Consider the following 24,485-nt stretch of genomic DNA (forward strand, 5'->3'; position numbering starts at 1 on the left):
GTCGGATTCCTGTTGGCGGAATGATCGGGATGGTGAATGCGATCTCCATGCCCCTCGTCACATCCGGGCTCCTACGGGCAGAAATCAGTGGGAAGTTGGGGGCGATTTCGAATCCACCTCATTTTTGACGCTTGGGGCAGGCAAGGGCGAGATTGCTGCAAGGCCAGACTCTGAGTAGGGTCTCTTAAACTGTTCCTTCATCCGAGGGGGCAATAAGAACAATCAACCTTCCCCAAGGGCATGTATCAAAGGTTTCCAATGACGCGCATTCGCAAAGCTGTATTTCCCGTCGCCGGCCTCGGCACGCGCTTTCTGCCTGCCACGAAGTCGGTGCCCAAGGAGATGCTCACCGTGGTGGACAAACCCGTCATCCAGCATGTGGTGGATGAAGCCCGCGAAGCCGGCATCGAGCACTTCATTTTCGTGACCGGCCGCAACAAGGGGGTGATCGAGGACCATTTCGACATTGCCTTCGAACTCGACGCCACGCTCAAGGAGCGCGGCAAGATGGAGGCCTATGAAGAATTGCAGCGTTCGCTGCCGGGCGCCGGACAAACCAGTTTCACGCGCCAGCAGGCGCCGCTCGGCCTCGGCCACGCCGTCTGGTGCGCCCGCGAAATCGTCGGGCGCGAGCCTTTCGCTCTGTTGCTGCCCGACATGCTCCATCACGGCAAGGGCAAGGGCTGCCTGGCGGAGATGGTGGAGGCCTATGACAAGGTCGGCGGCAACCACATCGCGGTGTTCGAGGCGCCGGAGGACCAGACCCATCAATACGGCATCGTCGGCAGGGGCGACAGCGTGGGCGGCAACGCCTTCGAGATTACCCAGATGGTGGAAAAGCCGAAGAAGGGCACGGCGCCGTCCAACCTGGCGGTCTCAGGCCGCTACATCCTGCAGCCGGAGATCTTCGATCTCCTGGAAAAGCAGGAGCGTGGCGCGGGCGGCGAAATCCAGCTCACCGATTCCATGCTGAAGCTGGCACAGGGGCAGAAGTTCTACGGGTCGGTGTTCAAAGGCCGCATCTACGACACCGGCATGAAGATCGGCTTCCTGACCGCCAATGTCGCCTATGCGCTCGAGCGCGAGGGGCTGGGCGACGAGCTGAGGGCGGAATTGAAGGCCCTGCTGGGCTGACAAGGTTTTGGATGAAATGGCCCGGGAAACCGGGCCATTTTCCTGGGCGCGGACATCATGGCGACGATATCCGGGTTCAATCGGGAAACTCGTAGACCACGTCCGAAAAGCGCCCGGTCGGGAAGACATAGAAGAGCCGGAGTTCGGTATCGAGCTCATTGCGCAGCGAATGCCAGGCATTGCCGGGAATGAAGATCGCCGCTCCCTTGCCGACGAGGCTCTCCACGCCATCGACCGTGAGCACGCCGCTGCCTTCCAGGATCAGGTAAAGTTCTGGTTCGGCATGGCGGTGCGGCGGATTGTTGCCGCCGGCCGGCAGGATGGCGATCCCTGCGCTGAGGCTGTCCGTCGGCGTGATATCCGCACTGAACAAAGTGTGCCAGGCCACGCTTCCTTTGGCAGGATCGTCCCAGGCTTCCCGCGGCCGCTCCTCCGCTCGGGTGATGACAGTCCGAGATCCCATGATCATGTTGCTCTCCGCGCGGTGATGCCCTGAAGTTATACCAGATCGCCTTGGGATCGAATCTTCCTGGGAGCGCGGACATATTGTCCGCTCTTTGAAAACGCGACGCTCGCAAAAGGAAAAGCGGACATCGCGACATGAAGGCATGTCGCTGGGATGTCCGCTCTCCGGAAAACCCGTTACCGAATCTCATCACCCGACAGGATGGCGTAGAGCAGATGGTCGCGCCAGGCGCCGGCGATGCACAGATAGGAGCGGGCATAGCCCTCGCGGATGAAGCCGACGCGCTCCAGCAACCGGATCGAAGGGGCATTCTCCGGCAGGCAGGCGGCTTCGACACGGCGCAGGCGCAGCGTGCCGAAGGCATAGGGTAGCAAAGCGCGCACGGCGTCGCTCATCAGGCCCTGGCCGGCATGGGCCTCACCCATCCAGTAGCCGAGCGAACCGGTTTGCGCCACGCCGCGGCGAATCTGGCCGAGCGTGAGGCCGCCGACCAACGTGCCGTCGCTCGAACGGAAGATGAAAAAGGGATAGGCGGCATCCGCCCTCGCGTCCTGGCCATAGCGCTTGATCCGGGCTCGAAAGGCCGGGCGCGTCAGGTCATTGGGCGGCCAGGTCGGTTCCCAGGGGCGCAGGAATTCCCGGCTTGCGCCGCGCAGGGCGGCCCAGGCCTCGAAGTCGCGCATTTCCGGGGCCCGCAGCTCCACCTTCTCGCCCCGAACCGGCGGCAGTACGTCGGCGAAGGAGAAGGGGCGGAGGAAGGACATTCTTTACTCGTCAGGCCAGATGGGCACGGATCTTATCGAGACGGGGCAGTTTCCTGACTGGTCCGAGGGCTGTCAGGGTCGGCGACGATGCCAGCACGGCTTCGCCCGCCTTGCGCACGTCCTCGGCCGTAACAGCATCGATCCTGGCAATCAGTTCGGCCGGCGGCAGAGGGCGCCCCCAGATCAGCATATGGCGGGCCATCTGTTCGGCCCGCATGGCTGATGATTCGAGCGCCATCAAGAGGCCCGCTTTCATCTGCGCCTTGGCGCGGGCGATCTCAGCCTCGGTGGGCGCGGAGGCGGCAGCGGCCACCGTATCCAGGATCACGGGCACGAGATCCTTGAGTTCACCGGCGCCGGCGCCCGCGGAAATGCCGAAAATCCCGGTATCCGCATAGCCCCACTGGAAGGCATAGACCGAATAGCACAGGCCCCGTTTTTCACGGACCTCCTGGAACAGGCGAGAGGACATGCCGCCCCCGACCAGGTTGGTGAAGATGCCCAGCGCCGGGCTCAAGGCGTCCCGGTAGGACCGGCCGGCAAAGCCGATCAGCACATTGGCCTGCTCGTGATCGGTCTCGATGACATCTTCGCCGCCCCGATAGACGGCTGGCACCGGTTCCGGACCACTGCCCTCGGGCAGGCCTGCGAAAAGGCGGGTTGCCTCCTCGACGATGCGCTCATGGTCGACCGCGCCGGCGGCTGATACCACCATGCGGCCGGCCCGGTAATGGGTGTCGAGATAGCTCTGGATCGCCTTGCGGTCGAACGACATCACCGTCTCGGGCGTGCCGAGTATCGGACGGCCGAGGGGTTGGTCCGGAAAGGCCGCCTGGTTGAACATGTCGAAGACCAGATCGTCCGGCGTATCCTCGACGGCGCTGATCTCCTGCAGGATGACGTTCTTCTCTCGTGCCAATTCGTCGGCATCGAAGACGGACTGGGTGAGAATGTCGGCCAGGATGTCGAAACCGAGGCCGACGTCCTCCTTCAGGACCCGGGCATAATAGGCGGTCTGTTCGCCCGACGTAGCGGCATTGAGTTCGCCGCCGGCGCTTTCGATCTCCTCGGCGATGCGCTTGGCGTCGCGGGTGCGAGTCCCCTTGAAGGCCATGTGCTCGAGCAGATGGGCGAGGCCATGCTCCTTCTCGCCTTCCGAACGGGCACCGGCACCGGCGAACACGCCAAGCGAGGCGGTCTCGAGCTCGGCCATCGCATCGGTGATGACGGTCAGGCCGGACGGGAGGCGGGTAACCTGCACGCTCATGCGGCTGCGCCCTGGGCTGCGCGGGAATGCTTGCGAACGAAGGCTTCCAGCACCCCAAGATCGTTGGGCAGGACCGTGAAGCGCTCGGGCCGCTCATAGAGATCCGCCAGGGCGTCGGGCAGCTTGGGCTCGATGCCGGAGGCATCCTTGACGGCAGCGGGAAACTTGGCGGGATGGGCGGTGCCGAGTACGACCATGGGCACGCTGCGATCCGGCTCCGCTTTCCAGGCGGCCATCACGCCGACGGCGGTGTGCGGGTCCAGGAGATAGCCGGCGGTACGCCAGATCATGCCGATGGCCTTGGCGACTTCCCTCTCGTCCGCGCGCTCGGCGTCGAATTCCGCACGGATGGCCTCATAGGCACCCTCGTCGATCTCGAAGGCGCCGGATTGAGAAAGATTGCCCATCAGGCGGCGCACCTGGCTGGCATCGCGCCGATAGGCGTCGAAGAGCAGGCGCTCGAAATTGGAGGAAACCTGGATATCCATCGAGGGGGAGGAGGTCTCCTTTACGCCGCGCGCCTCGTAGACGCCGGTGGCGATGGTGCGCGCGAGGATGTCGTTGACATTGGTGGCGATCAGCAGCCGCTCGATCGGCAGGCCCATGCGCTTGGCGACATAGCCGGCGAAGATGTCGCCGAAATTGCCTGTCGGCACCGAGAAGGAAACCTTGCGATGGGGGGCGCCCAGCGCCACTGCCGCGGTGAAATAATAGACGATCTGGGCCACGATGCGGGCCCAGTTGATGGAATTGACGCCGGTCAGGCCAATCTCGTCGCGGAATTCGAGATGGTTGAACATCGCCTTCAACTGCGCCTGGCAATCGTCGAAATTGCCTTCCAGGGCGACGGCGTGCACGTTGGGCGCGTCGATCGTGGTCATCTGGCGGCGCTGCACCTCCGAAACGCGGCCATGCGGATAGAGGATGACGATGTCGACCTGGTCGAGGCCGCGGAAGGCCTCGATGGCGGCACTGCCGGTGTCGCCCGAGGTGGCGCCGACGATGGTGGCGCGCTTGTTGCGGGCCTTCAGGGCGTGATCCATCAGGCGGGCGAGCAATTGCATCGCCACGTCCTTGAAGGCCAGGGTGGGGCCGTGGAACAGCTCCTGCACGAACAGATTGTCGCCGATCTGCACCAGGGGCACGGTGGCAGGATGGTCGAAGCCGGCATAGGCATCCTGGATCATCCGGCGCAATGCCGCCGGCTCGATCTCGTCGCCGACGAAAGGCGAGATCACGGCCTCAGCCACCTGCCAGTAGGGTTTGCCCGCGAAGGAGGCGATCCTGGCATGGGAGAGAACCGGCCAATGCTGCGGCACATAGAGCCCGCCATCGCGGGCAAGGCCGGCGAGGAGAGCGTCGCAAAAGCCGAGGACGGGAGCTTCGCCCCGTGTGGAAACATAGTGCACGGTTCTATCCTTTCGGTGTCGGCGGCGCTCCTGTGGCAGTGAAGCGCCGTCTTCGACACAAGTCTTCATCCTGTAATCCGCTCGGGCCTGACGGGCAAGGCGCGTATCGCCGCCTCCTGGCCTGCTAGAGCAAAACGCGTCCAAATATGAGCGCTTGTTTGCTCTCGCTCCTTGGTTCGACGCGTCTTTTCGATTCTTGGTGATTCCGTCCAATCGCAAAACGCTGCGCGCCGCCTCTATCGCCCCGGCCGTCGCTTCAGGCGCAGGACGAAGGCGATGTAGACCCCGACCAGGCCGAGAGCGAGGCCGAACCAGGTCAGCGCATATTGTAGATGGTTGTTGGGGAAGGTGAGGATGGTCTCCCCGCCCTGGGGCAGCCCGCCGGGCCCGCTGGCATCGGCATCGATGAAGAAAGGCGCGACGCGGGTCAGGCCCTCGGCCTTGGCGATGCCGGCGATGTCGCGGGTGAACCAGTTGCCCTTGCCGGGGTCGTCAGACGGCGTGAACAGATTGCGGTCCTCGGTCCAGCGGGCCAGGCCTGTGATGGTGACGGGACCTGCAATCTGTCCGGCCTGGCGGCTTGCGGGATCCTTGGCATCCTCGGGCACGAAGCCGCGATTGACCAGGATGGTGGAGCCGTCCGGTCGCAGGAGAGGCGTCAGCACCCAATAGCCGACGCCGCGAAACCGCCCCTTGGCGTCCGGCAGGTTGGTGAAGGACCGAATCTCCTTGGCATGGTCGAAGGTTCCCGCGACCTGCCAATGCTTGTATTCGAGACCGTCCCGCGTCAGGCCGGGCCAATCGGCTTCGGGAGGCGGAGAAACGGGGGCGGCGGTGGTGCGCTCGGCGATTTCCCGCAACAGGCCCTGCTTCCACTGCAGGCGTTCGAGTTGCCAGACCCCGAGCCCTATCAGGAAGGCGCACATCACGAGCATCGAGAGGGTCAGCGCGATGAGCGAGCGCGGGTGTGAGGAAACTGCGGACGTCGTCATTCTTCCAGCCGGCCCTCCGCCGCCTTGTTGGTGTATTGCAGGGCGACCAGCACGCCTTTCATCCAGCGCAGCAGGCCCAGGCAAACGATGATCGAGAGCGGCAGCCAGAGCACGATGTGCACCCAGACCGGCGGCGAGAAGGTGAATTCGACATAAAGCGCCGCGCCCAGCAGGATGAAGCCGGCCACCAGGATCACCAACACGGCCGGCCCATCGCCCGAATCGGCGAAGCTGTAGTCCAGGCCGCAGGCGCTACAACCAGGCTTGAGGCTGATGAATCCATCGAAGAGCCTGCCCTGCCCGCAGCGGGGGCATTTGCCGCGCGAGCCTGTCTGGAAGGGCGAAAGCGGCGCGTAATGGTGATCTTGCGGCATCGTGGGAGCCCCAAAAGGAAACGGCCGGGTGACCCCGGCCGCCCCGTTGATCCTAGAGCAAAACGCGTTCAGGTGTGAACGCGTTTTGCTCTAACTCTTTGTTTGGACGCGTCTTTGCGATTTTTGATGACACCGTAAAATCGCAAAACGCTATGTGAAGGCAGCTCAGCCGTGCACGCCGCCGGGACCATAGCCCCAGATATAGATGCAGGCGAAGAGGAACAGCCAGACCACGTCGACGAAATGCCAGTACCAGGCGGCAAATTCGAAGCCCAGGTGATGGCGCTGGGTGAACTGGCCGAGATTGGCGCGCAGCAGGCAGACCGCCAGGAAGATGGTGCCGACGATCACATGGAAACCATGGAAGCCCGTCGCCATGAAGAAGGTCGAGCCGTAGATGTGGCCCGAGAAGGAGAACGGGGCGTGGGCATATTCATAGGCCTGGCACAGCGTGAAGATCACGCCGAGGATGACGGTCAGGATCAGGCCGTTCTTCAGGCCCTTCTGGTCGCCTTCGAGCAAGGCATGGTGCGCCCAGGTCACCGTGGTGCCTGAGGTCAGCAGGATCAGCGTGTTGAGCAGCGGCAGGTGCCAGGGATCGAGGGTCTCGATGCCCTTCGGCGGCCAGACGCCTCCCGTCAGGGCTGTGCGGGCGACCTCAGCCGCGTCCCCCGGGAAGAGGGCGACGTCGAAATAGGCCCAGAACCAGGCGACGAAGAACATCACTTCCGAGGCGATGAACAGCATCATGCCATAGCGATGGTGCAACTGCACGACCGGGGTGTGATCGCCCTCGGACGCTTCCTTGATGACGTCCCACCACCACATCAGCATGGTGTAGAGCACGCCGATCAGGCCGACGCCGAACACCAGCGGGCCATAGGAATATTTATGCATCCAGGTGATCAGGCCGATCGCCAGAACGAAAGCCGCCATCGCGCCGACGAACGGCCACGGGCTCGGATTGACGAGGTGGTAATCATGGTTCTTGGTTTGAGCCATGGTTTTCTCCAGATGCCGGTCGCCCGGGAACTTATAACTGCGGTTTGCTCGAATTGTCGGTTTTCGGTTCGGCCGCCGCGACCGGTGTCACGGGAGGCTTGGCCGGATAGTAGGTATAGGAAAGCGTGATGGTGTGCACACCGGCGAGATAGTCGGCCTTGTCGATGGCGGGATCGACGAAGAAGACCACCGGCAATTCCTGGCTCTCACCCGGACCCAGCTTCTGGTTGGTGAAGCAGAAGCACTGGATCTTGGAGAAATAGGCACCGGTTTCCTGCGGCGTCACATTGTAGGCGGCCGCGGCATAGGTGGTTTCCGAGGAAAGGTTGGTGATCTTGTAATAGACCGTCTTCACCTCGCCGGCCTTGACCGTCACGGAGCGCTGCTCGGGCTCGAACTTCCAGGGCAGGGCCGGATTGATGTTCGAATCGAAGCGCACCTCGAACGTGCGGTCGAGGACCTGGCTCGGCGCGGTTTCGGCTACGCGCGTGGTGCCCCCGAAGCCGGTAACCTGGCAGAACAGCGTATAGAGCGGCACCGAGGCATAGGCCGCGCCCACCATCGATGCCACGAAGGCGATGCAGGACACCGCAATCACGCCATTGCTGACCTTGGGGCGGGGAGGAGGGGTGTCGGGCATTCCGGTCATCCTAGAAGCCCTTGTCCAGAACGCCGGGGCCTTTGACGAAGCTCACGGCATAGACGAGCAGGACGAAGGCGATCAGGGCGGCGGCGATCGCGATGGAGCGCCAATGCAGTTTGCGGGCCTGGTCAGGCGGCAACTGCCCCACCCAACTGTCCCGTGGCGGGCGCTGAAAAGCGAGGGGACGGAACAGGATGATCAGCAGCAGGATGATCAGCGCTGGCCCGACGAACCACAGATGATGCGCCATCATGCCAGTGTCCTCATCACCAGGGCCTCGCCGAGCAGACAGGCGAACAGCACGAACAGATAGAGGATGGAATAGCCGAACATGCGCTTGGCCGGTCCCATGTCGTCGGGCTTGCGCCAGATGTCGACGGCCAGCCACAGCATGCCGAGACCGCCCAGCCCCGCGACCACGCCGTAGCTCCAATGCGCATAGCCGAGCAGCCAGGGCAGCATGCCGATCGGGGCGAGCAGCACCGTGTAGATCAGGATCTGGCGCCGGGTCTCGCGGGCTCCGGCCACCACGGGAAGCATCGGCACGCCGGCCTTCTCGTAGTCGCCCGACTTGAACAGGGCCAGCGCCCAGAAGTGGGGTGGCGTCCACATGAAGATCAGGGCGAAGAGCACGAGGCTTTCCACCGTGACGGTGCCCGTCACGGCCGCATAGGCCACCACCGGGGGAAGGGCACCTGCGGCGCCGCCGATGACGATGTTCTGCACCGTCCAGCGCTTCAGCCACATCGTGTAGACGACGACGTAGAAGAAGATGGTGAAGGCCAGCAGGCCGGCGGCGAGGAAATTGGTGAAGACGGCGAGCGCCAGCACCGACAGGCCGGACAGGATGATGCCGAAGGCAAGCGCTTCGCCGGGACTGACTCGGCCTGATGGTACGGGCCGGTTGCGGGTGCGCGACATCACCGCATCGATGTCGGCGTCGTACCACATGTTGAGGGCGCCTGAGGCGCCTGCGCCGACGGCGATGGCGATCAGGGCCGCAAGCCCGACGACCGGATGGATATGGGCCGGGGCTACCACCATGCCGGTGAGGGCGGTGAAGACCACCAGCGACATCACGCGCGGCTTGAGCAAGGCCAGGAAGTCGCCAACCGACGCGATGCTGATCACGGGGACAGCATCGTCAGCCTCGCCTTGGATGGGCATGCCGATATCGGTCAATGAACGTTCCTTTTCGTCGTTCCGGCTTCAGTGGAAGGCTCTGATGCCGGTTGCTTGCTCGAACTTTCGCAGAAGGCTCGAGGAAGCAACGGAAATCCGGTGGAGGCGTGAGGGCGGCCGTCGAAGCGGCCGCCCTCACGAAAGCTCATAGTTCGAGGGGCTCAGCGGATGCGGGGCAGCGTCTCGAACTGGTGGAACGGAGGCGGTGAGGACAGCGTCCATTCCAGGGTGGTGGCGCCTTCGCCCCACGGATTGCCGGCGGCCTGCTCCTTACGCACGAAGACTGCGTAGAAATTGATGGCCAGGAACCAGATCACGCCGATGAAGAAAATGAAAGCGCCGAGAGAGGAGACCCAGTTCCAGCCGGCAAAGGCCGGGTTGTAGTCGACGAGGTGGCGGGGCATGCCGGCCAGGCCGAGGAAGTGCTGCGGCATGAACAGCGTGTTGGCGCCGACGAAGGCGATCCAGAAATGCACCTGGCCCATCCAGTCGGGGATGATATAGCCGAACATCTTCGGGAACCAGTAATACCAGCCGGCGAAGATGGAGAAGACGGCGCCCAGCGACAGCACATAGTGGAAATGCGCCACCACGTAATAGGTGTTGTGCAGCGAGCGGTCGACGCCGGCATTGGCCAGCATCACGCCGGTGACGCCGCCGACGGTGAACAGGAAGATGAAGCCCGTCGCCCACACCATCGGGGTCTTGAAGTCGATCGAGCCGCCCCACATCGTGGCGATCCAAGAGAAGATCTTCACGCCGGTCGGCACCGCGATCACCATGGTGGCGAACACGAAATAGGCCTGCGTGTCGACGTCGAGGCCGACGGTATACATGTGGTGAGCCCACACCACGAAGCCGACGACGCCGATGGCGACCATGGCGTAGGCCATGCCGAGATAGCCGAAGATCGGCTTGCGCGAGAAGGTCGAGATGATGTGGCTGACGATGCCGAAGCCGGGAAGGATCATGATGTAGACTTCGGGATGACCGAAGAACCAGAACAGATGCATCCACAGGATCGGGTCGCCGCCATTGGCCGGATCGAAGAAGGCGGTGCCGAAATTACGGTCCGTCAGCAGCATGGTGATGGCGCCGGCGAGGACCGGCAGCGACAGCAGCAGCAGGAAGGCGGTGATCAGCACGCCCCAGGCGAACAGCGGCATCTTGTGCAGCGTCATGCCCGGTGCGCGCATGTTGAAGATGGTGGTGATGAAGTTGATGGCGCCCAGGATCGAGGAAGCGCCGGCCAGATGCAGCGACAGGATGGCGAAGTCCATCGCCGGTCCGGGCGTGCCCTTGAGCGAGGACATCGGCGGGTAGGCCGTCCAGCCCGTGCCCACGCCGAGGTCGTCGGCACCGGGGCCGCCGGGCACGAACATCGAGATGAGCAGCAGGCCGAAGGCCGGGATCAGCAGCCAGAACGAAATGTTGTTCATGCGCGGGAAGGCCATGTCCGGCGCGCCGATCATCAGCGGCACGAACCAGTTGCCGAAACCGCCGATCATCGCGGGCATGACCATGAAGAAGATCATGATCAGGCCATGCGCGGTCACGAACGCATTGAACGTGTAGGGGTTGGTGAAGAATTGCTGGCCCGGATACATCAGTTCCGCGCGCATCGCCACCGACAGGAGGCCGCCAATGACGCCCGCGACCAGCGCGAAGATCAGGTAGAGCGTCCCGATGTCCTTGTGGTTGGTCGAATAGACATAGCGGCGCCAGCCGGTCGGATGATCATGCGCGTCATGGGCATGATCATCATGCGCCGATGCGTTCTGAGCAGTGGCCATCACATTCAATCCTTTAGTCGAGCCGTCAGGCCGTTACTGTACTACGACGGAGGTCGCGGCTGCGACCTTGTCCGGGGCGGCGCCGTTCATTGCAGTCTTCTTGCTGGCCACCCACTTCTGGAATTCCTCGTCGCTCACCACGCGGAAGGCGATCGGCATGAAGGCATGGTCGCGGCCGCACAGGCGCGAGCACTGGCCATAATACATGCCTTCGCGCGTTGCCTTGAACCAGGTCTGGTTCAGTCGGCCGGGAATGGCGTCGACCTTGATGCCGAAGGAGTTCACCGAGAAGGAGTGGATGACGTCGTTGGAAGTGACCTGGACCACCACCGTCTTGTTGACGGGCACGACGACCTCGTTGTCGACCTTGAGCAGGCGCAGCGGGTCGGTCATCGGCAAGTCGCGCACCATGGTGGACGAGAAGGAAATGTCGCCATTGTCGGGATATTCGTAGTCCCAGTACCACTGACTGCCGGTCGCCTTGATGGTGAGATCGGCCTTCGGAATCACTTCCTCCATATAGAGGAGCTTGAACGAAGGCAGGGCGATACACACCAGCACCAGAATCGGCAGTACCGTCCACGCCACTTCGAGGATGGTGTTGTGCGTGACCTTGGAGGGGACCGGATTGGCCTTCTTGTTGAAGCGGACGATCACATAGAGCAGCAAGACCATCACGAAGAGGGTGATGGGAACGATGAACCACATCACATAGGTATGGAACCAGTTGATATATTCCATGACCGGCGTGGCGGGTTCCTGCAGGCCCATCTGCCAGGGCTGCGGCTCGCCGAGGCCGCCCTTGGCTGGCTCTTCGGCGAAGGCCGTGCCGATCATGAGGCCCCACAGCAGCGATGACAGTGCCACCCCGCCCATTTTCTTCCTAGCCTGGAAAGCCATCCGCCTTCTCTCCAATTCCCCGCCGATACGACGCAGCCGATACGGCACGTAGTACGCCACCTGGCTCGTTACCGGTCGGGAGCGCCAATCGCGCAAAACTATCTGGCGCGCAGATTTCACGGATTGGAACTCATGTAAAGCACACGGTCACTCAAAAACCATAATCCACAGCGCATCGCAATGGTTCGACAGCCCCGGTTTGTGCGGCAATTGGGCGCGAAAGCGCCATGATGTGCGGTCAACCTGGGTCGGACGCCGTCGCGGCGCTACGCTTGACAGGCAGGACCCGTCTGCTACCCGTCGCGGCTGAAATCCAAACCGGGCCTGCGGGCCCTGATTCGGCGAGGATGTAACTTGTTGGCACATATGCTGGACCATGCTCTTGCGGCCCGAGGTCTTGCGGCTCGAGGCCTTGCGGCTATGGCGCGCCGCACCGCTGGCCTCTCCCTGGCGGGCCTGCTCGCAGCTGTCGTGCTCGGCGGTCCCGCCGTGGCGCAGCAGACCGATCAGCTCGGCGTGCTGCGCTCCACGCACGACAATTGGCAGGTGCGCTGCGATACCCCGCCCGGCGCCCAGCAGGAGCAATGCGCCCTGGTGCAGGCGGTCACGGCGTCCGATCGTCCGAACGTGGCCTTGTCGGTGCTGGTGCTGCGCACGGCTGACCAGAAGAGCCGGCTGTTGCGGGTGATCGCGCCGCTCGGTGTGCTGCTGCCTTCCGGCCTTGGCCTTAAGATCGACGGCAAGGATGTCGGCCGCGCCGCCTTCGTGCGCTGCCTGCCGACGGGCTGCCTGGCCGACGTGGTGCTCGACGATTCCCAGATCGGCATGCTGCGCACCGGCAAGGAAGCCACCTTCATCATCTTCCAGACCCCGGAAGAGGGAATCGGCATTCCCCTGACCCTGAAGGGCTTCGGCGAAGGTTTCGACAAGCTGAAGTGAAGTCGGAAGGCACCCGGTCATTGTCCCGGCGGACCGCCGGGCCGTGCGGTTTTCGGGGCGTTTACCAAATTTCGAGAATGCCGGCGGGCCCGGCATGACTCAGATTCTCGCACGATCCAGAATCGGCTGCAGGCTCAAGCCGGTGGGCAGGGCTCCGTAGCAGCCGCGCATGCCACCATTGAGACGGCCCGCCACGAAAGCCTCAGCCATCGCTGGGGGGCCGTGGCGGAGCAGCAATGAAGCCTCCAGCGCCAGGGCCAGGTCTTCGACCAGGCGACGGGCCAGCACTTCCTGCATCCAATCTGCCCGCATTCCTGCCTCGATGGCTGTGATGAAAGCATCGTAGCGCCGATCCAACCCGCGCGCGGCTTCCAGTTCAACGCGCAGGGCCTCGACGGTCGCGGGCTCACGGCCGAGTGCGCGCAGTACGTCGAGCGCGTTGACGTTGCCGGAGCCCTCCCAGATCGCATTGACCGGGGCCTCGCGATAGAAGCGGGCGAGCGGACCTTCCTCGACAAAACCGTTGCCCCCGAGACATTCCAGCGCCTCGTAGCTCAGATTGGGCAGGCGCTTGGTCACCCAGAACTTGGCAATGGCGGCGCCGATGCGCGCGAATGCGCTCTCTTCCGGGCTATCCCCGTCGAAGGCGCGGGCGACGCGCATCACCAGCATGGTGGCGGCTTCCGCCTCGATCGTGAGGTCGGCGAGAACCGGCTGCATCAAGGGCTGGTCGATCAGGAGCTTGCCGAAGGCTCGGCGATGGGCGGCATGATGCACCGCCTGGACCGCGCATTGGCGCATCATGCCGGCGCAGACCAGGGCGGCATCGAGCCGGGTCTGGTTGACCATGGCCATGATGGTGGCGACGCCGCGGCCCTCCTCGCCGATACGCCAGGCCAGGGCCCCGGCATATTCGATCTCGGCCGAGGCGTTGGAGCGGTTGCCGAGCTTGTCCTTGAGACGCTGGATGAAGATGGCGTTGCGCCGGCCATCCGGCCGCCAGCGCGGCGTGAAGAAGCAGCTCAACCCACCGGGAGCCTGGGCCAAAGTGAGGAAACCATCCGACATCGGAGCCGAACAGAACCATTTGTGCCCGGTGAGTTCGTAGAGATCCTGGTCGACAGGTCTGGCGAGCGTGGTATTGGCCCTGACGTCGGAGCCGCCCTGCTTTTCCGTCATCGCCATGCCGATGGTCGCGGCCGCCTTGTCACCCGCCGGCCGGGACAGGGAATCATAGGCGTTCGCCAGGATGCGAGGTCCCCATTCGGCATAAAGATCGGGAGCCTGGCGTAGCACGGCCAGGCTGGCGCCGGTCATGGTGATCGGACAGCACACGCCGGGTTCGATCTGCGTCAGCATATATTCGAATGCGGCATGGGCGACGAAGCCTCCAGCCTGCCCGGAGGCAGGCAAAGAGTGGATGCCGGCCTCCAGCCCACAGGCCATCAGCGCATGATAGGCAGGATGAAACTCGACATGATCGATACGCTGGCCGAAGCGGTCGAAACGATGCAGCTCGGGTGTATGCCGGCCGGCCGCCTCGCCGAGGGCGATGGCATCGGCGCTTCCGATCGACGCCCCGAAGGCGCTTGCGGCGTCCCGGGCCCAGCCAGCGCCTTCGCGCTCCAAAGCGGCCTGCAGGCCGGGATCGCTCTCGAACAGATTGTAGTCGAGCAGAGGCGGGACCTGGTTGGTCACCTGATGGGTCGGCAGGTCGGCGATCGGTTCTTGCGCAATCATGGCGTGGCTTCCCAGCCAGGCAGGATTCGTCAGCTTCGCCCCTAAAAGGCGTGAGCCTGGCGAGGCCCGCAAAGATTTGAAGTCCCTACAGAATGTGGCCGATCGAAACGGATGTCCAACCGTCCGCGTTCCGCTTGACAATAGGCTACCGCGCCGGGCCGCTTGTGGCGAGGGGCGCGAGAAGGGGCGAAAGGATTGGGGTTTCCCACCGTGGGATATCGGCCTATATCGAAGCCCTGACCGCCCGGCCACGGGCAAAGGGCAGGGCCGACCCGCCGCTGCGAGCCGCTTCGGGCAGCCTGTCCGTTCGAACTGGACTGAAAATGCGCCATCCTCAAGCCGACGACGACGCCTCGCCCGCCGAGGCGCCGGCGCAGCCGGCCTCCCTGTCACCGACGGCAAAGTTCGTGACCGGCTCGATCATGCGTCATGTCGTGGTGATGACCACGACGGGCTCGATCGGGCTGATGTCGGTGTTCGCCGTCGACCTCATCAACCTTTGGTACATCGCCCATCTCGGCGATACTGCGGCGACGGCGGCGGTCGGCTATGGCGCGGCGGTGCTGTTTCTGGCGACCTCGATCTGCATCGGCGTGATGATCTCGGCGGGCGCTCTGTGCTCGCGCGCATTGGGAGCCCATAATCGCGAACTGGCGCGGCGTTACGGTGCTTCCATCCTGGTCTGGATGATCCTGATCAATGCCGGCGTGGCTGCGATCGCCTTTCCGCTGATTCCCTGGTTGCTCGCACAATTGGGGGCAACTGGCCGCACCCTGGAGCTTGCCACCATCTTCCTCCAGATCAGCGTGCCGAGCGGCGTGCTCATGGGCAGCGGCATGGCGCTCTCCGGCGTGCTGCGTTCGGTCGGCGACGCCAAGCGGGCGATGTATGTCACCCTGTCGGGAGCTATCGCTGCGGCGATCCTCGATCCGATCTTCATCCTCTGGTTCGGCCTCGGTGTCGAAGGGGCGGCGATCGTGATCGTGATCTCGCGGCTGGTTACCGTCTGGGTCGGCTGGTATGGCGCCTCCCGCATCCACGATCTGGTCGGCCGGTTGTCATTGCGCGGGGCGCTCGCCGATACCAAGCCGATCATGGCGATCGCCGGCCCGGCCATGCTCGCCAATCTCGCCACCCCCGTGGCGAATGGCTACATGACGGCCGTGCTGGCTCCCTTCGGTGACGGCGCCGTGGCAGGCAATGCCGTGATGGGGCGCCTGATCGCTTTCTGCTTCGGCGGCATCTTCTCGCTCTCCGGCGTCGTCGGGCCGATTCTCGGGCAGAATTACGGTGCCGGGCGGCTCGACCGGGTGCGCCGTGCCCTGACCGATGCCTTCACCTTCACCACCCTCTATGCCCTGCTGGTATGGGCGGTGCTGGCGGCCGCCCACCAATTGGTGATCCGCCTGTTCAACATCGTCGATCCGCAGGCCGCCCAGCTCATCACCTTCTTCTGCCTGTTCGCGGCGGGATCGTGGGTTTTTCACGGGCTGCTCTTCGTTGCCAACGCTTCCTTCAACAATCTCGGCTTTCCTCTTGCCGCGACCTTGTCCAACTGGGGCAAGGCCACGCTGGGAACCATTCCCTTTGCCATGCTCGGCGCAAAATATTGGGGAGCGGAAGGGGCGTTGGCCGGGCAGGGGCTTGGCGCGGTGATCTTCGGCGTGTTTGGTGTATGGTGGGCCTATCGCTCGCTGCGGTGGCTCAAGATTCCCGAACAGGTCTGAGAGCCGCAACGGCGGTGGAATGGGAAGCGGCATGAACACACTCTTCGATCTATTGAACACCGCACAGAACGGGCAGGCGATCGACAATCTGGCCCGCCATTTCGAGCTCAGCCAGAAGCAGGCCCTGGCGGCCGCCGAGGCGCTGATGCCGGCTTTTTCACTCGGTCTGAAGCGAGAGGTGGAGAAGGCGAAGACGGCGTCCGAACCGCCGGATTTCTTCGGCCTGTCGGGGGTGCCGCAGGTCGACAGCTTCCAGGACGCCGCGCTGGCCTTCACCCAACAGGCGACTCAGCAGGGCCAGCGCGTGATGGCCGCTCTGTTCGGCACGTCCGAGATGACCAAGGCGCTATCCCAGCTTGCCGCATTGCAGAGCGGTGTCGCCGCCCCAGTGATCTCAGCCATGCTGCCGTCCCTGGCCTCCATCCTGGTCAGCGGCCTGGCGCGGGCGGCCGTGCCGCCGGCACCCAGCCATCCGCTGGGCGAGATGTTCGATGCGATGATGCGGGCCTTCCAGCCCCCTCAGGCCAAACCGGCGCCCTGGTTCGATAACAGCGCCCTGTCGGCCTTGTGGGCGCCGTTCCTGGCGCCGATGTCGGCACCTGCTCCCAAGAACGATGCGACGGCGGTGATGGATCAGATGCTCGAAGCGGGCAGCCAGATCCAGAAGGCGCAGGCCGAGGCGATGCAGTCGCTGCTCGAAACCTGGTTCGGCAAGAAGTAGCGGATGTGACATGAAAAAGCCCGCTTCAGGCGAAGCGGGCTGAGGTGCGGAAGTCACGCTTCCGGGGCGTTCTGCCGCAGGGGAAGCGGCCAGAAGTCGTGCCGGTCATGCATCAGACGTGCAGACCGACGAAATTGTCATGCTTGGCGGCTTTGACTGAGCTGCGCCAATCCATTTGCGCAGCGACGAGCTGAGCCGACGGGTCGCGCCAGAGCGGCTGCGACAGGGCACCTTCGACATCGGTCGGCGTCAGGCCGAGATCGCGCAACATCGCCGCATCCGCAGTGGCCAACTGATTGATTTCTCGGCGATTGTGAAGCGCGACGGCGAGACGGGTTACCTTGCCGAACACAGCGCGCACCATCTCGACGAGGGTCGAGACGAGAGAGGAAGACTGGCTGTTGACGACAACGCTGTTCATCGGATTCTCCATCGGGCGGCCGGTGATGCTGCGCTCCCGGATGGACCGCTCAACTCATCACCAATACTGAACGGTAACACTATGAAACATTGGCATTGATCAATCCAACGAATGTTTCTAATGTTCAGCATAAGCGATTGTTATCGTACCCTTGATGGCTCAGCGAGGCACGCACCTCAGGCGATGTAGGGCGGAACGCGCTTTGTTCGAGGGGAGGGTGCCATGGCCGTGCTGTTGGATATCGATCAGCTCAGGACCTTCATCGCCATTGCCGAAACGGGCAGCTTCACCCGAGCCGCCGACATCGTCTTCAAGACGCAATCGGCCGTCTCCATGCAGATGAAGAGGCTGGAGGAACGCATCGGCAAGCCGATCTTCGAGCGTGACGGGCGAGCCTCCAAGCTGACGGAAGACGGCGACAAGCTGCTCGACTATGCCCGGCGCATCGTCAAGCTCAACATGGATGCGGTCTGCGCCTTCTCTCAGAACGAACTGACCGGGCGCGTCCGCATCGGCATTCCCGACGATTACGCCGATCGCTATCTGCCGGAGATCATGGCGCGGTTCTCGCAGGCCAATCCCCGGGTCGAGGTGACGATCGTCTGTGAGCCGACACCGATGCTGATTGATCGCATCAACGCCAATGATCTCGACCTTGCCATCATCACCCATGTCGAGCACAAGGGGGCGGCCGAATTCGTGCGGCACGAACGCCTGCTCTGGGTGACCTCGAGCCGCCATCAGGTCCATACCGAGACGCCGCTGCCGCTTGCGCTCGGGCGAGCGAGCTGCGGCTGGCGGCAGGCGGCGCAGGAAAAGCTTGAAACGATCAATCGCAGCTATCGCGTGCTCTATTCGAGCTGGAATTCCACCGCGGTCGGCGCCATGGTCCTTGCCGGCCTTGCGGTCTCCGTGCTGCCCGAAAGCGCGCTGAAGCCCGGCATGCGCGTCCTCGGCCCCACCGACGGCTTCCCCCCGCTGCCGTCCTGCAAGATCGGCCTGGTGCGCAATTGGCGCGAGCAGACCTCGCTGGCCGATGCGCTCGCAAACCTGATCATCCAGAGCCTCGACAATCTGGCGCAGAACGAAGCGGCGGAATAGGGCGATGGACTGGCTCAAGCCCCTTTCCTATTTCCGCGACAATCTGGGCGGCGATGGCAAGCCGTTCTTCACGGGCATGGCGCACGGCTCGATGACGGTGGAGCTCTACAAGCCCGTCGGCCGTGATCTGCAGACGCCGCACGGACAGGACGAGCTCTATATCGTGATTGCCGGCAATGGCACCTTCTCCAAGGCCGGCGAGTTGCGAGCCTTCGCGCCGGGCGATGTGATCTTCGTCGAGGCCGGCCTCGAGCATCGCTTCGAGAGTTTCAGCGAAGACTTTGAGACCTGGGTGATTTTCTGGGGGCCGAAAGGCGGCGAGTCCGCCGCCTGACCCGATACCGCTCAAGCCACGCTCTTCAGCGGGCTCGGCGAACCCTGGTTCGCCAGGACCAGGGCCGAGGCGGGATTGAGGCTGTCCACCATGGACGTCGGGATCAGGATGGTCGCGCCCCGTTCCTTGGTCGTCTCGTAAATGATGTTCATGGCCCTGAGCTGCAGGGCAGCCGGATGGTTGGCATAGGTTTCGGCCGCTTCCACGAACTTGCTGGCGACTTCGGCTTCCGCCGAGCCGAGAATGACGCGGGCCTCTCTTTCCCGCTCGGCCTGGGCCTGGCGCGACATCGCATCCTGCAGGGCCACTGGGATTGCGACGTCGCGGATCTCCACTGACATCACGGTGACGCCCCATTCGGCGGTCTTGCCGCCGATGACGGCGCGCAGGCGCTCATCGGCCGCCTTGCGATCGGACAGCAGGGAGGACAGCATCGCGGCGCCGATCATTTCGCGCAACGAGGTCTGCGCCACGCGATCGATCGCCTCGCGGTAATGGGTGATCGCCAGCGCTGCCTTCTGGGCATCATGCACATGCCAGAAGATGATAGCGTCGACATTGACGGGCACGGTGTCGCGCGTCAGGGCCTGCTCGGCATTGAAGGCGGTGGTCTGGATGCGCTCGTCGATCACGGCGACGACATTGTCGATGACCGGAATGATCAGGAACAGGCCGGGGCCGTAGACGCCTTGCAGATTGCCGGCGCGCAGCACCACGAATTTCTGCCAGGTGTTGGCCATTTTAAGGGAGGCGGCGACGATGAGGGCGAGCAGGAACAGGAGGCCGGCGAGCCAGTATTGTCCGATATAGGCCGAGCCGGCGCCAGCCAGGGCGAGGACACTCGTGGCGAACAGGGTGATGGGGTTCATGGCGATACTCCCGGAGCCGAGCAGGTCGAGGCGTAAGCGCTTCCTTGCTCTGGCTCTTGGTTCCGCCGCGTTTTGCGATCCGCGATGCCCCTGAATCATCAAAACGCCATGGCGGAGCAATCCCGAGCATGGCGGGCCGGGGCCGCATTCCCGCCTGTGATATGGCCCTGGCGGCCTCGAACTTAAAGGGGAGCGCCGGCACCGCTCGTGGAGTCCGGATCCGGCATCAGGGACGCGTCATCAGCTGGCTGGTCAGCAGGCGCCGGTATAGCAAGGCGAGCACCACGGCGAAAAAACCGTCGAACAGTGCGAACCACAGGAAGCCGCCGCCGCAGAGGAGCCAGATCAGCGCCATCCACAGGCGGCCCGCGATGCCGATCAGATTGGGCATCCGGGCAATCAGCGGCCTGTACCAGCCGGGGACATACAAGGCGGTGACGAGCAGGAGCGTTGCACCCCAGCCGCGTTCCCAGCCCACCGGCATGGCTTCCGGCAGGCCCGCCATCTGCGAAACCCAGCCGGGGCAGAGAATGCAGGCGAGCCCGATCAGCACATGCACGGCCATGTTGAAGCCGAGGACGAGCCGGTAGCTGCGCAGGGCCCTGGCGGCCTGCGCCATGGTCCATCCGAGGGTGAGAGTCTGATCGGTCATGGCGGGTTTCTCCCGGTCAGAAGGTGAGCAGATAGGCAAGCAGGTCCGATTTGGCGGATGCGGGCAGATCCGTGCCGTAGAGATGGCCATCCTTGCCGTTGCCAGGCTTGGCGGTATCGAAGCAGAAGCCGGATGCCGGCGGCGGGGCCTTGGGATCGCAGGGCGGCGAGAGAAAGCCGCCATTGACGGGATCGACCACGTCACTGCCGCGTAGATAAGCAGCCGGACGCTGGGCGGGCGGCGCCAGCAGGTCCTTCAGCGTGGGTATGGCACCGTTGTGCAGGTAGGGCCCGCGCAGCCACAGGCCGTCGAGCGGCAGATTGGCATAGCCGTCTGTCTTTTCGAAGGATCTGAAGGCATAGGGCGTGCCGGCGAACAGTTCGGTGAGCTGCCTTTGCCGGAAGGCCGGCGTGTAGCTGTCGAGGCGGGCCCTGTCGGTGCCGAGGCTGGCGATCGGATCGACCTTGCCGATCGCGTCGCCCCGGAACTGGTAGCCTGCCGGATCCTGCTCGCCGTGGCAGGAACTGCAGGCAGCCTTGTAGGTGGCGCGGCCCCGCGCAACGGCTCCGGCCTCAGGCTGGTTGGGGGAGGGCGGCGGCTTGAGCGTGAGCAGCCAGTCGGCAACGCGCTTGATGGCGGCATGGTCGACCGTCTCGGGGGTGACGCCGGCGCCGAGCGCGGCCGAAAGGTTGCGTTCGGCCAGCGAGGTGTTGTTGCCGTCCCAATGCAGATGCATGCCCTCACGCGGCCCTTGTTCAAAGACCGCCGGGAAGTCGGCGGCGCCGATCACCTCGGCCGGCGTCAGTGTCGCGACGGGGACCTTCATTTGCACCACCTTGTAGGGATTGAAGGTATCGACCCGGCCGGGGCCCCAGTCGGGCTGGTGGGCCAGCAGCGATTCGAGCCTTGCATGCCGAGCGATCAGGCCCTCGCGCAGGCTGGGCAGCACGAGATAGCGCCAGGCGACCTTCTCGACCGCGCCGAAGCGATGGCCGGCAGCTTCGGCCGCGGGAATCAGCGTGTCCGGAGCCATGCGCTCGTCGGCTGCGGTCAAGAGGACGAAGCTTACGAACCGCTCGAACTGCAGATTGTTGGACGGCATCGCCGGCACGATGATGCGGGGGGCATCAGCGCTCAGGCGATAGGTGCCGGTGTGGCAGACGGCGCAGTTGAGCCAGACCATGTCGACGCCGCGCACCGTCCTCCGCGAGACTCCGATGGGCAGGTCTCGCTGGCGCCCCAGGGCGTCCTTTTCATAGAGGAAGCCGAAGGCGCTGTAGTCGTCGCGCTTTTCGAAGGCATCCGGGAACATCCTAGGCAGGGCTTGCCAGACCCGGTAGGGGATGCCGCTTTCCGTCTCCGAGCCGATCGAGCCATATTTGAAATGCTCGATCGCCTCGCCATAAACAGGCGTGTCGTTGCGGGTGAGGAGAATGGCGGCCGTCAAAGCGAGATAGAACACTGTCACCAGGGCAGCGATGAGCACGAGCCGCACCGGCTGCCATTTCCGGCGGCGCTGCGCCAATTGGCGCTCGACTTCGGTGACGAAATAGGGTTGCGGCATCGCGCTTTTCCTTGGCCGTGTTCGGGCAGCAGCCTCCGATCGGCTCATGAAACGGGGTGAGGGGTGTTGCGCTTTCTCGTGGTTCGGGCGGCGTTGGCCGGTGCGGGAGCAAGGCTCGAACTGGGCGGCTCCATGCCGGGAATGACCAGATTGGGCTTCGTCGCGTAGATCGAGTAGAGGGCGGCCAGCATGGCGTCGCGGTCGGGAAAGCGCTGTTCCTCGTAGCAACCCAGCGGGTTCTTGGCCGCATTGACCAGGCATTTGTTGCAATAGGTGCAGGGATTGGCGGGGCGGTCGTGCCCCGCCTGCCATTGCTGCGGCAGATCGTTGTTGGCGATCAGGGAACGGGCGATCGCCACGCCGTCGCACTGGCCCGAGGTCAGGGCCTGCCTGACCACCGAGGCCGTCTGGAAGCCACCGGTGACCAGCACCGGGATGGCAAGGGCCTGCTTGAATTGGCGCGCCTCCTCCAGGCTGATGCCTTCGATGCCATGGCCCTTCTTCATGCGGAACCACAGCCAGCGGAAGATCGGGCGCAAAGCCGGGTAGCGGAACAGCAGGAAATTGCGCAGGCCGTACAGGCCGGAGGCGATCATGGCGTCATAGACGACGGCCAGGGTCTCCAGCGAAAGGTCGCCCGGCGGGTTGAGCGGGTGGGGAAACAGCGAGCCGGTGGAGACGTGGATGGCATCGACCCCCGCCGTCTGGCAGTAGCGCGCCACCTCGATGGTCTCGTCGATGGTGTTGCCCTTCCTTTCCCAGGGAATGACGTTGTTGCGATCGACCGCGGAGAGCTTGACCTGCAGATGGAAATCCCGGCCGACATGGCTGCGGATCGAGCGGATGACCTCCAGGAGGAACCGCGCCCGGTTGGGCAGCGAACCGCCATAGTGGTCGGCGCGGTCGTTGATGCCGGAGGAGAGGAACTGGGTGAAGAGGTAGCCGTTGGCCGCATGCAACTCGACGCCGTCGCAGCCTGCCTCCCGAGCCCGCCAGGCGGCTCTCCCGAACTTCTCGACCAGGATGGCGATCTCGCCTGCGGTCATCGCCTGGGTCGGGAAGCCGTGCAGCGTCTCGCGCGCATTGGTGGGGCTTGCCACCGGGCGATGCTGGTTGGTGACACCGGGTACGTCCATCTGCCGGCCCGAATGGCTGAGCTGCATGATGAAGCGGCAGTCATGGACGTGGACTGCTTCGGCGATGCGGGCCCAGAGCGGGATAAAGGCATCGCGATGATTGGTGGCGTAGTTGGCTGCGATCCGTCCCTCGATCGCCACCGGCACGAAGGAGGTGATGATGGCGCCGATGCCGCCCCTGGCGAATTTGCTCTCCCAGTTGAGACGCGTCTGGGTGGGCGAGCCGTCCTCATTGTCCCAGCGCCCGGAAATGCTGGAGCGGAAGATGCGGTTCTTCACCGTGAGGCTGCGGAAATGAAGCGGCGTGAAGATCGGATCCTGGGTCATGGCGATGTTTTCCTGCGCAAGGGCTCCAGGCAGATTCCTCCTGATCGCGCCACAGGCCCGATCAGGAGGAATCTGCAAGATATCAAACATTTGCAGAGCTTCTGGGCGAGACCCATCCGTGGGTCTCGCCCAGAAGCTCTGCTTAGCGGCGCGCTCGCGTCCAGATCAGCTCGAGCAGCCTGAACACGAAGCCGGAGGCGGGGCAGGCGCTCCAGGAGGCCGACTGAAAGGCGGTGGCGGGGTCGAGCGTGCGCGCGGCCGCATGAGCGAGTTTGAAGCGCACCAGGGTCCCATGCGTCAGGGAGCCACCCGGGACGTCGGCGACGCCCTTGGCCTGGCGCAGCACGGAATCAGGCGCCGCCAGGCAAGCCATCGCCGCCGCCTTGCCGTCGAGAGCATGGCGGCTGGCGCTATCGTCATGGAGGGCGCGCAGGCGGTCGAGGCTCGCCATGATGTTGTGCACGGCGATGCCGATGGCGTGGATGGCCTCCGGATTGCGTCCGACCGCGGCAGCCAGGATGTTCCTGTCGGCATGCAGGGTGCCGAACACGGCCTGCTGCAGCCAACGCAGCGGATTGACTGTTCGCGCGGTGGCATCGAAGCGGATCGCGGCTTCCCAGAGGCGTTGTGCCGCCGCATCGTCCAGGGTGAAGCCAGGAACGAATTGCTGCGCGATCAGGGCCTGCAGGGCCGGTCCCGCTCTGTCGCGCGTTACGTCGCCGCGCACATAGGCGATCAGGGCATGGTTACCGGCGAGATCGGGCAGGAGGACATGCCGCAGCCTGTCGGCCAGGGCAGCCTGGGCGGCGCGCCGTCCGGCGTCGTCGCGGCCGCGCATGGTGGGCAGAAGGGTCCCGTCGATGCTGAACACCCGGGTCAGCCGCCCGGCCAGCATCCGGTTGAACAAGGGGCCGGCCTTGTCATAGGCACGGTCGAGACGGGGATCCCGGTCGATCGCACCGATGGTGGCGGCATCGTCGACCTCGAGAAGATCAATCAGCAAGGGGATATGGATGCGGCGGGTCATC

At 64.2% G+C, this 24,485-nt stretch carries 25 protein-coding genes; 6 read left to right on the forward strand and 19 right to left on the reverse strand.

Translation table 11 applies throughout. The features are described from left to right. The first annotated feature begins 258 nt into the window (after window positions 1-258). Window positions 259-1,134, forward strand: coding sequence for a UTP--glucose-1-phosphate uridylyltransferase (locus AB4037_RS20120; RefSeq protein ID WP_441772720.1), 876 nt, complete (start codon window positions 259-261; stop codon window positions 1,132-1,134). A 76-nt stretch (window positions 1,135-1,210) separates the two neighbouring features. Here AB4037_RS20120 and AB4037_RS20125 read toward each other — a convergent pair whose 3' ends face one another. From AB4037_RS20125 to coxB, 12 genes are all read right to left on the reverse strand, one after another. Beyond that, window positions 1,211-1,603 carry a cupin domain-containing protein gene (locus AB4037_RS20125; RefSeq protein WP_441772721.1) on the reverse strand — a complete coding sequence of 131 codons (393 nt, stop codon included), beginning with the start codon at window positions 1,601-1,603 and terminating at the stop codon, window positions 1,211-1,213. 173 nt (window positions 1,604-1,776) lie between these two features. Beyond that, complete coding sequence (locus tag AB4037_RS20130; RefSeq protein ID WP_441772722.1) at window positions 1,777-2,364, reverse strand: GNAT family N-acetyltransferase; 588 nt, start codon at window positions 2,362-2,364, stop codon at window positions 1,777-1,779. A gap of 10 nt (window positions 2,365-2,374) precedes the next feature. Then, window positions 2,375-3,631: a M16 family metallopeptidase gene (locus tag AB4037_RS20135; RefSeq protein WP_434955310.1), complete on the reverse strand. Its 1,257-nt coding sequence runs from the start codon at window positions 3,629-3,631 to the stop codon at window positions 2,375-2,377. After that, window positions 3,628-5,040, reverse strand: coding sequence for a threonine synthase (gene thrC / locus AB4037_RS20140; RefSeq protein WP_434955311.1), 1,413 nt, complete (start codon window positions 5,038-5,040; stop codon window positions 3,628-3,630). The genes AB4037_RS20135 and thrC overlap by 4 nt, the downstream gene beginning before the upstream one ends. Before the next feature lie 236 nt (window positions 5,041-5,276). Continuing rightward, entirely contained in the window at window positions 5,277-6,032 is a 756-nt protein-coding gene (locus AB4037_RS20145) for an SURF1 family protein (protein ID WP_441772723.1), read from the reverse strand. Beyond that, window positions 6,029-6,406: a DUF983 domain-containing protein gene (locus AB4037_RS20150; protein WP_441772724.1), complete on the reverse strand. Its 378-nt coding sequence runs from the start codon at window positions 6,404-6,406 to the stop codon at window positions 6,029-6,031. Before AB4037_RS20150 ends, AB4037_RS20145 begins: the two co-directional genes overlap by 4 nt. 165 nt (window positions 6,407-6,571) lie before the next feature. Continuing rightward, window positions 6,572-7,408: a cytochrome c oxidase subunit 3 gene (locus AB4037_RS20155; protein ID WP_441772725.1), complete on the reverse strand. Its 837-nt coding sequence runs from the start codon at window positions 7,406-7,408 to the stop codon at window positions 6,572-6,574. Between the two features lie 31 nt (window positions 7,409-7,439). After that, the gene (locus AB4037_RS20160) at window positions 7,440-8,057 is read right to left on the reverse strand and encodes a cytochrome c oxidase assembly protein (protein WP_434955315.1); all 618 of its coding nucleotides are present in this window, start codon (window positions 8,055-8,057) and stop codon (window positions 7,440-7,442) included. A gap of 1 nt (window position 8,058) precedes the next feature. Continuing rightward, on the reverse strand, window positions 8,059-8,304 hold the full coding sequence (locus tag AB4037_RS20165) for a hypothetical protein (RefSeq protein ID WP_434955316.1): 246 nt from the start codon (window positions 8,302-8,304) through the stop codon (window positions 8,059-8,061). Then, the gene (gene cyoE, locus AB4037_RS20170) at window positions 8,301-9,224 is read right to left on the reverse strand and encodes a heme o synthase (protein WP_441772847.1); all 924 of its coding nucleotides are present in this window, start codon (window positions 9,222-9,224) and stop codon (window positions 8,301-8,303) included. The genes AB4037_RS20165 and cyoE overlap by 4 nt, the downstream gene beginning before the upstream one ends. Window positions 9,225-9,394: 170 nt before the next feature. After that, window positions 9,395-11,026 (reverse strand): cytochrome c oxidase subunit I, encoded by a 1,632-nt coding sequence (ctaD, locus tag AB4037_RS20175; RefSeq protein ID WP_434955317.1) that lies wholly within the window; start codon window positions 11,024-11,026, stop codon window positions 9,395-9,397. A gap of 33 nt (window positions 11,027-11,059) precedes the next feature. Beyond that, the gene (gene coxB, locus AB4037_RS20180) at window positions 11,060-11,902 is read right to left on the reverse strand and encodes a cytochrome c oxidase subunit II (protein WP_441772848.1); all 843 of its coding nucleotides are present in this window, start codon (window positions 11,900-11,902) and stop codon (window positions 11,060-11,062) included. 444 nt (window positions 11,903-12,346) lie between these two features. Between coxB and AB4037_RS20185 the strand changes: the two genes are divergently transcribed. Then, complete coding sequence (locus AB4037_RS20185) at window positions 12,347-12,865, forward strand: invasion associated locus B family protein (protein ID WP_434955318.1); 519 nt, start codon at window positions 12,347-12,349, stop codon at window positions 12,863-12,865. A 99-nt stretch (window positions 12,866-12,964) separates the two neighbouring features. Here the strand turns inward: AB4037_RS20185 and AB4037_RS20190 are convergent, their stop codons facing one another. Continuing rightward, window positions 12,965-14,605 carry an acyl-CoA dehydrogenase family protein gene (locus AB4037_RS20190; RefSeq protein WP_441772726.1) on the reverse strand — a complete coding sequence of 547 codons (1,641 nt, stop codon included), beginning with the start codon at window positions 14,603-14,605 and terminating at the stop codon, window positions 12,965-12,967. A gap of 323 nt (window positions 14,606-14,928) precedes the next feature. On the opposite strand from AB4037_RS20190, the gene AB4037_RS20195 reads away from it, so the two are divergent. Both AB4037_RS20195 and AB4037_RS20200 read left to right on the forward strand, forming a co-directional pair. Further along, window positions 14,929-16,332 (forward strand): MATE family efflux transporter, encoded by a 1,404-nt coding sequence (locus AB4037_RS20195; RefSeq protein WP_434955320.1) that lies wholly within the window; start codon window positions 14,929-14,931, stop codon window positions 16,330-16,332. A gap of 31 nt (window positions 16,333-16,363) precedes the next feature. Further along, window positions 16,364-17,053: a DUF937 domain-containing protein gene (locus AB4037_RS20200; RefSeq protein ID WP_434955321.1), complete on the forward strand. Its 690-nt coding sequence runs from the start codon at window positions 16,364-16,366 to the stop codon at window positions 17,051-17,053. Between the two features lie 112 nt (window positions 17,054-17,165). Here AB4037_RS20200 and AB4037_RS20205 read toward each other — a convergent pair whose 3' ends face one another. Next, the gene (locus tag AB4037_RS20205) at window positions 17,166-17,474 is read right to left on the reverse strand and encodes a DUF1127 domain-containing protein (protein ID WP_441772727.1); all 309 of its coding nucleotides are present in this window, start codon (window positions 17,472-17,474) and stop codon (window positions 17,166-17,168) included. 222 nt (window positions 17,475-17,696) lie between these two features. Between AB4037_RS20205 and AB4037_RS20210 the strand changes: the two genes are divergently transcribed. Together AB4037_RS20210 and AB4037_RS20215 are read left to right on the forward strand one after the other, a co-directional pair. After that, window positions 17,697-18,575 carry a LysR substrate-binding domain-containing protein gene (locus AB4037_RS20210; protein ID WP_434955323.1) on the forward strand — a complete coding sequence of 293 codons (879 nt, stop codon included), beginning with the start codon at window positions 17,697-17,699 and terminating at the stop codon, window positions 18,573-18,575. 4 nt (window positions 18,576-18,579) lie between these two features. Beyond that, window positions 18,580-18,909: a cupin domain-containing protein gene (locus AB4037_RS20215; protein WP_441772728.1), complete on the forward strand. Its 330-nt coding sequence runs from the start codon at window positions 18,580-18,582 to the stop codon at window positions 18,907-18,909. Between the two features lie 11 nt (window positions 18,910-18,920). On the opposite strand, the gene AB4037_RS20220 is transcribed toward AB4037_RS20215, so the two are convergent. The 5 genes from AB4037_RS20220 to AB4037_RS20240 form a co-directional block, all read right to left on the reverse strand. After that, on the reverse strand, window positions 18,921-19,778 hold the full coding sequence (locus AB4037_RS20220) for a slipin family protein (RefSeq protein ID WP_434955325.1): 858 nt from the start codon (window positions 19,776-19,778) through the stop codon (window positions 18,921-18,923). Between the two features lie 226 nt (window positions 19,779-20,004). Further along, window positions 20,005-20,430 (reverse strand): hypothetical protein, encoded by a 426-nt coding sequence (locus tag AB4037_RS20225; protein ID WP_441772729.1) that lies wholly within the window; start codon window positions 20,428-20,430, stop codon window positions 20,005-20,007. Between the two features lie 16 nt (window positions 20,431-20,446). Then, on the reverse strand, window positions 20,447-21,994 hold the full coding sequence (locus tag AB4037_RS20230; RefSeq protein ID WP_441772730.1) for a cytochrome c: 1,548 nt from the start codon (window positions 21,992-21,994) through the stop codon (window positions 20,447-20,449). 44 nt (window positions 21,995-22,038) lie between these two features. After that, window positions 22,039-23,457, reverse strand: a complete 1,419-nt coding sequence (locus tag AB4037_RS20235) for an NADH:flavin oxidoreductase (protein ID WP_441772731.1) — start codon at window positions 23,455-23,457, stop codon at window positions 22,039-22,041. A gap of 142 nt (window positions 23,458-23,599) precedes the next feature. Further along, window positions 23,600-24,484, reverse strand: coding sequence for a hypothetical protein (locus AB4037_RS20240; protein WP_441772732.1), 885 nt, complete (start codon window positions 24,482-24,484; stop codon window positions 23,600-23,602). Window position 24,485 lies beyond the last annotated feature (1 nt).

The organism is Labrys sp. KB_33_2 (genome assembly GCF_052114505.1).
In the GTDB taxonomy this organism is placed as follows: Bacteria; Pseudomonadota; Alphaproteobacteria; order Rhizobiales; family Labraceae; genus Labrys.

Bases quoted from the DNA above. Each gene is read 5' to 3' on its own strand.
- AB4037_RS20215 (WP_441772728.1), top strand. From the start codon at position 18,580: ATGGACTGGCTCAAGCCCCTTTCCTATTTCCGCGACAATCTGGGCGGC.
- AB4037_RS20165 (WP_434955316.1), bottom strand. From the start codon at position 8,304: ATGATGGCGCATCATCTGTGGTTCGTCGGGCCAGCGCTGATCATCCTG.
- AB4037_RS20125 (WP_441772721.1), bottom strand. From the start codon at position 1,603: ATGATCATGGGATCTCGGACTGTCATCACCCGAGCGGAGGAGCGGCCG.
- AB4037_RS20190 (WP_441772726.1), bottom strand. From the start codon at position 14,605: ATGATTGCGCAAGAACCGATCGCCGACCTGCCGACCCATCAGGTGACC.
- AB4037_RS20240 (WP_441772732.1), bottom strand. From the start codon at position 24,484: ATGACCCGCCGCATCCATATCCCCTTGCTGATTGATCTTCTCGAGGTC.
- AB4037_RS20235 (WP_441772731.1), bottom strand. From the start codon at position 23,457: ATGACCCAGGATCCGATCTTCACGCCGCTTCATTTCCGCAGCCTCACG.
- AB4037_RS20145 (WP_441772723.1), bottom strand. From the start codon at position 6,032: ATGACGACGTCCGCAGTTTCCTCACACCCGCGCTCGCTCATCGCGCTG.
- AB4037_RS20205 (WP_441772727.1), bottom strand. From the start codon at position 17,474: ATGAACAGCGTTGTCGTCAACAGCCAGTCTTCCTCTCTCGTCTCGACC.
- coxB (WP_441772848.1), bottom strand. From the start codon at position 11,902: ATGGGCGGGGTGGCACTGTCATCGCTGCTGTGGGGCCTCATGATCGGC.
- AB4037_RS20120 (WP_441772720.1), top strand. From the start codon at position 259: ATGACGCGCATTCGCAAAGCTGTATTTCCCGTCGCCGGCCTCGGCACG.
- AB4037_RS20185 (WP_434955318.1), top strand. From the start codon at position 12,347: ATGGCGCGCCGCACCGCTGGCCTCTCCCTGGCGGGCCTGCTCGCAGCT.
- AB4037_RS20220 (WP_434955325.1), bottom strand. From the start codon at position 19,778: ATGAACCCCATCACCCTGTTCGCCACGAGTGTCCTCGCCCTGGCTGGC.
- ctaD (WP_434955317.1), bottom strand. From the start codon at position 11,026: ATGGCCACTGCTCAGAACGCATCGGCGCATGATGATCATGCCCATGAC.
- AB4037_RS20160 (WP_434955315.1), bottom strand. From the start codon at position 8,057: ATGACCGGAATGCCCGACACCCCTCCTCCCCGCCCCAAGGTCAGCAAT.
- AB4037_RS20135 (WP_434955310.1), bottom strand. From the start codon at position 3,631: ATGAGCGTGCAGGTTACCCGCCTCCCGTCCGGCCTGACCGTCATCACC.
- AB4037_RS20230 (WP_441772730.1), bottom strand. From the start codon at position 21,994: ATGCCGCAACCCTATTTCGTCACCGAAGTCGAGCGCCAATTGGCGCAG.
- AB4037_RS20210 (WP_434955323.1), top strand. From the start codon at position 17,697: ATGGCCGTGCTGTTGGATATCGATCAGCTCAGGACCTTCATCGCCATT.
- AB4037_RS20195 (WP_434955320.1), top strand. From the start codon at position 14,929: ATGCGCCATCCTCAAGCCGACGACGACGCCTCGCCCGCCGAGGCGCCG.
- AB4037_RS20225 (WP_441772729.1), bottom strand. From the start codon at position 20,430: ATGACCGATCAGACTCTCACCCTCGGATGGACCATGGCGCAGGCCGCC.
- AB4037_RS20130 (WP_441772722.1), bottom strand. From the start codon at position 2,364: ATGTCCTTCCTCCGCCCCTTCTCCTTCGCCGACGTACTGCCGCCGGTT.
- AB4037_RS20155 (WP_441772725.1), bottom strand. From the start codon at position 7,408: ATGGCTCAAACCAAGAACCATGATTACCACCTCGTCAATCCGAGCCCG.
- AB4037_RS20150 (WP_441772724.1), bottom strand. From the start codon at position 6,406: ATGCCGCAAGATCACCATTACGCGCCGCTTTCGCCCTTCCAGACAGGC.
- AB4037_RS20200 (WP_434955321.1), top strand. From the start codon at position 16,364: ATGAACACACTCTTCGATCTATTGAACACCGCACAGAACGGGCAGGCG.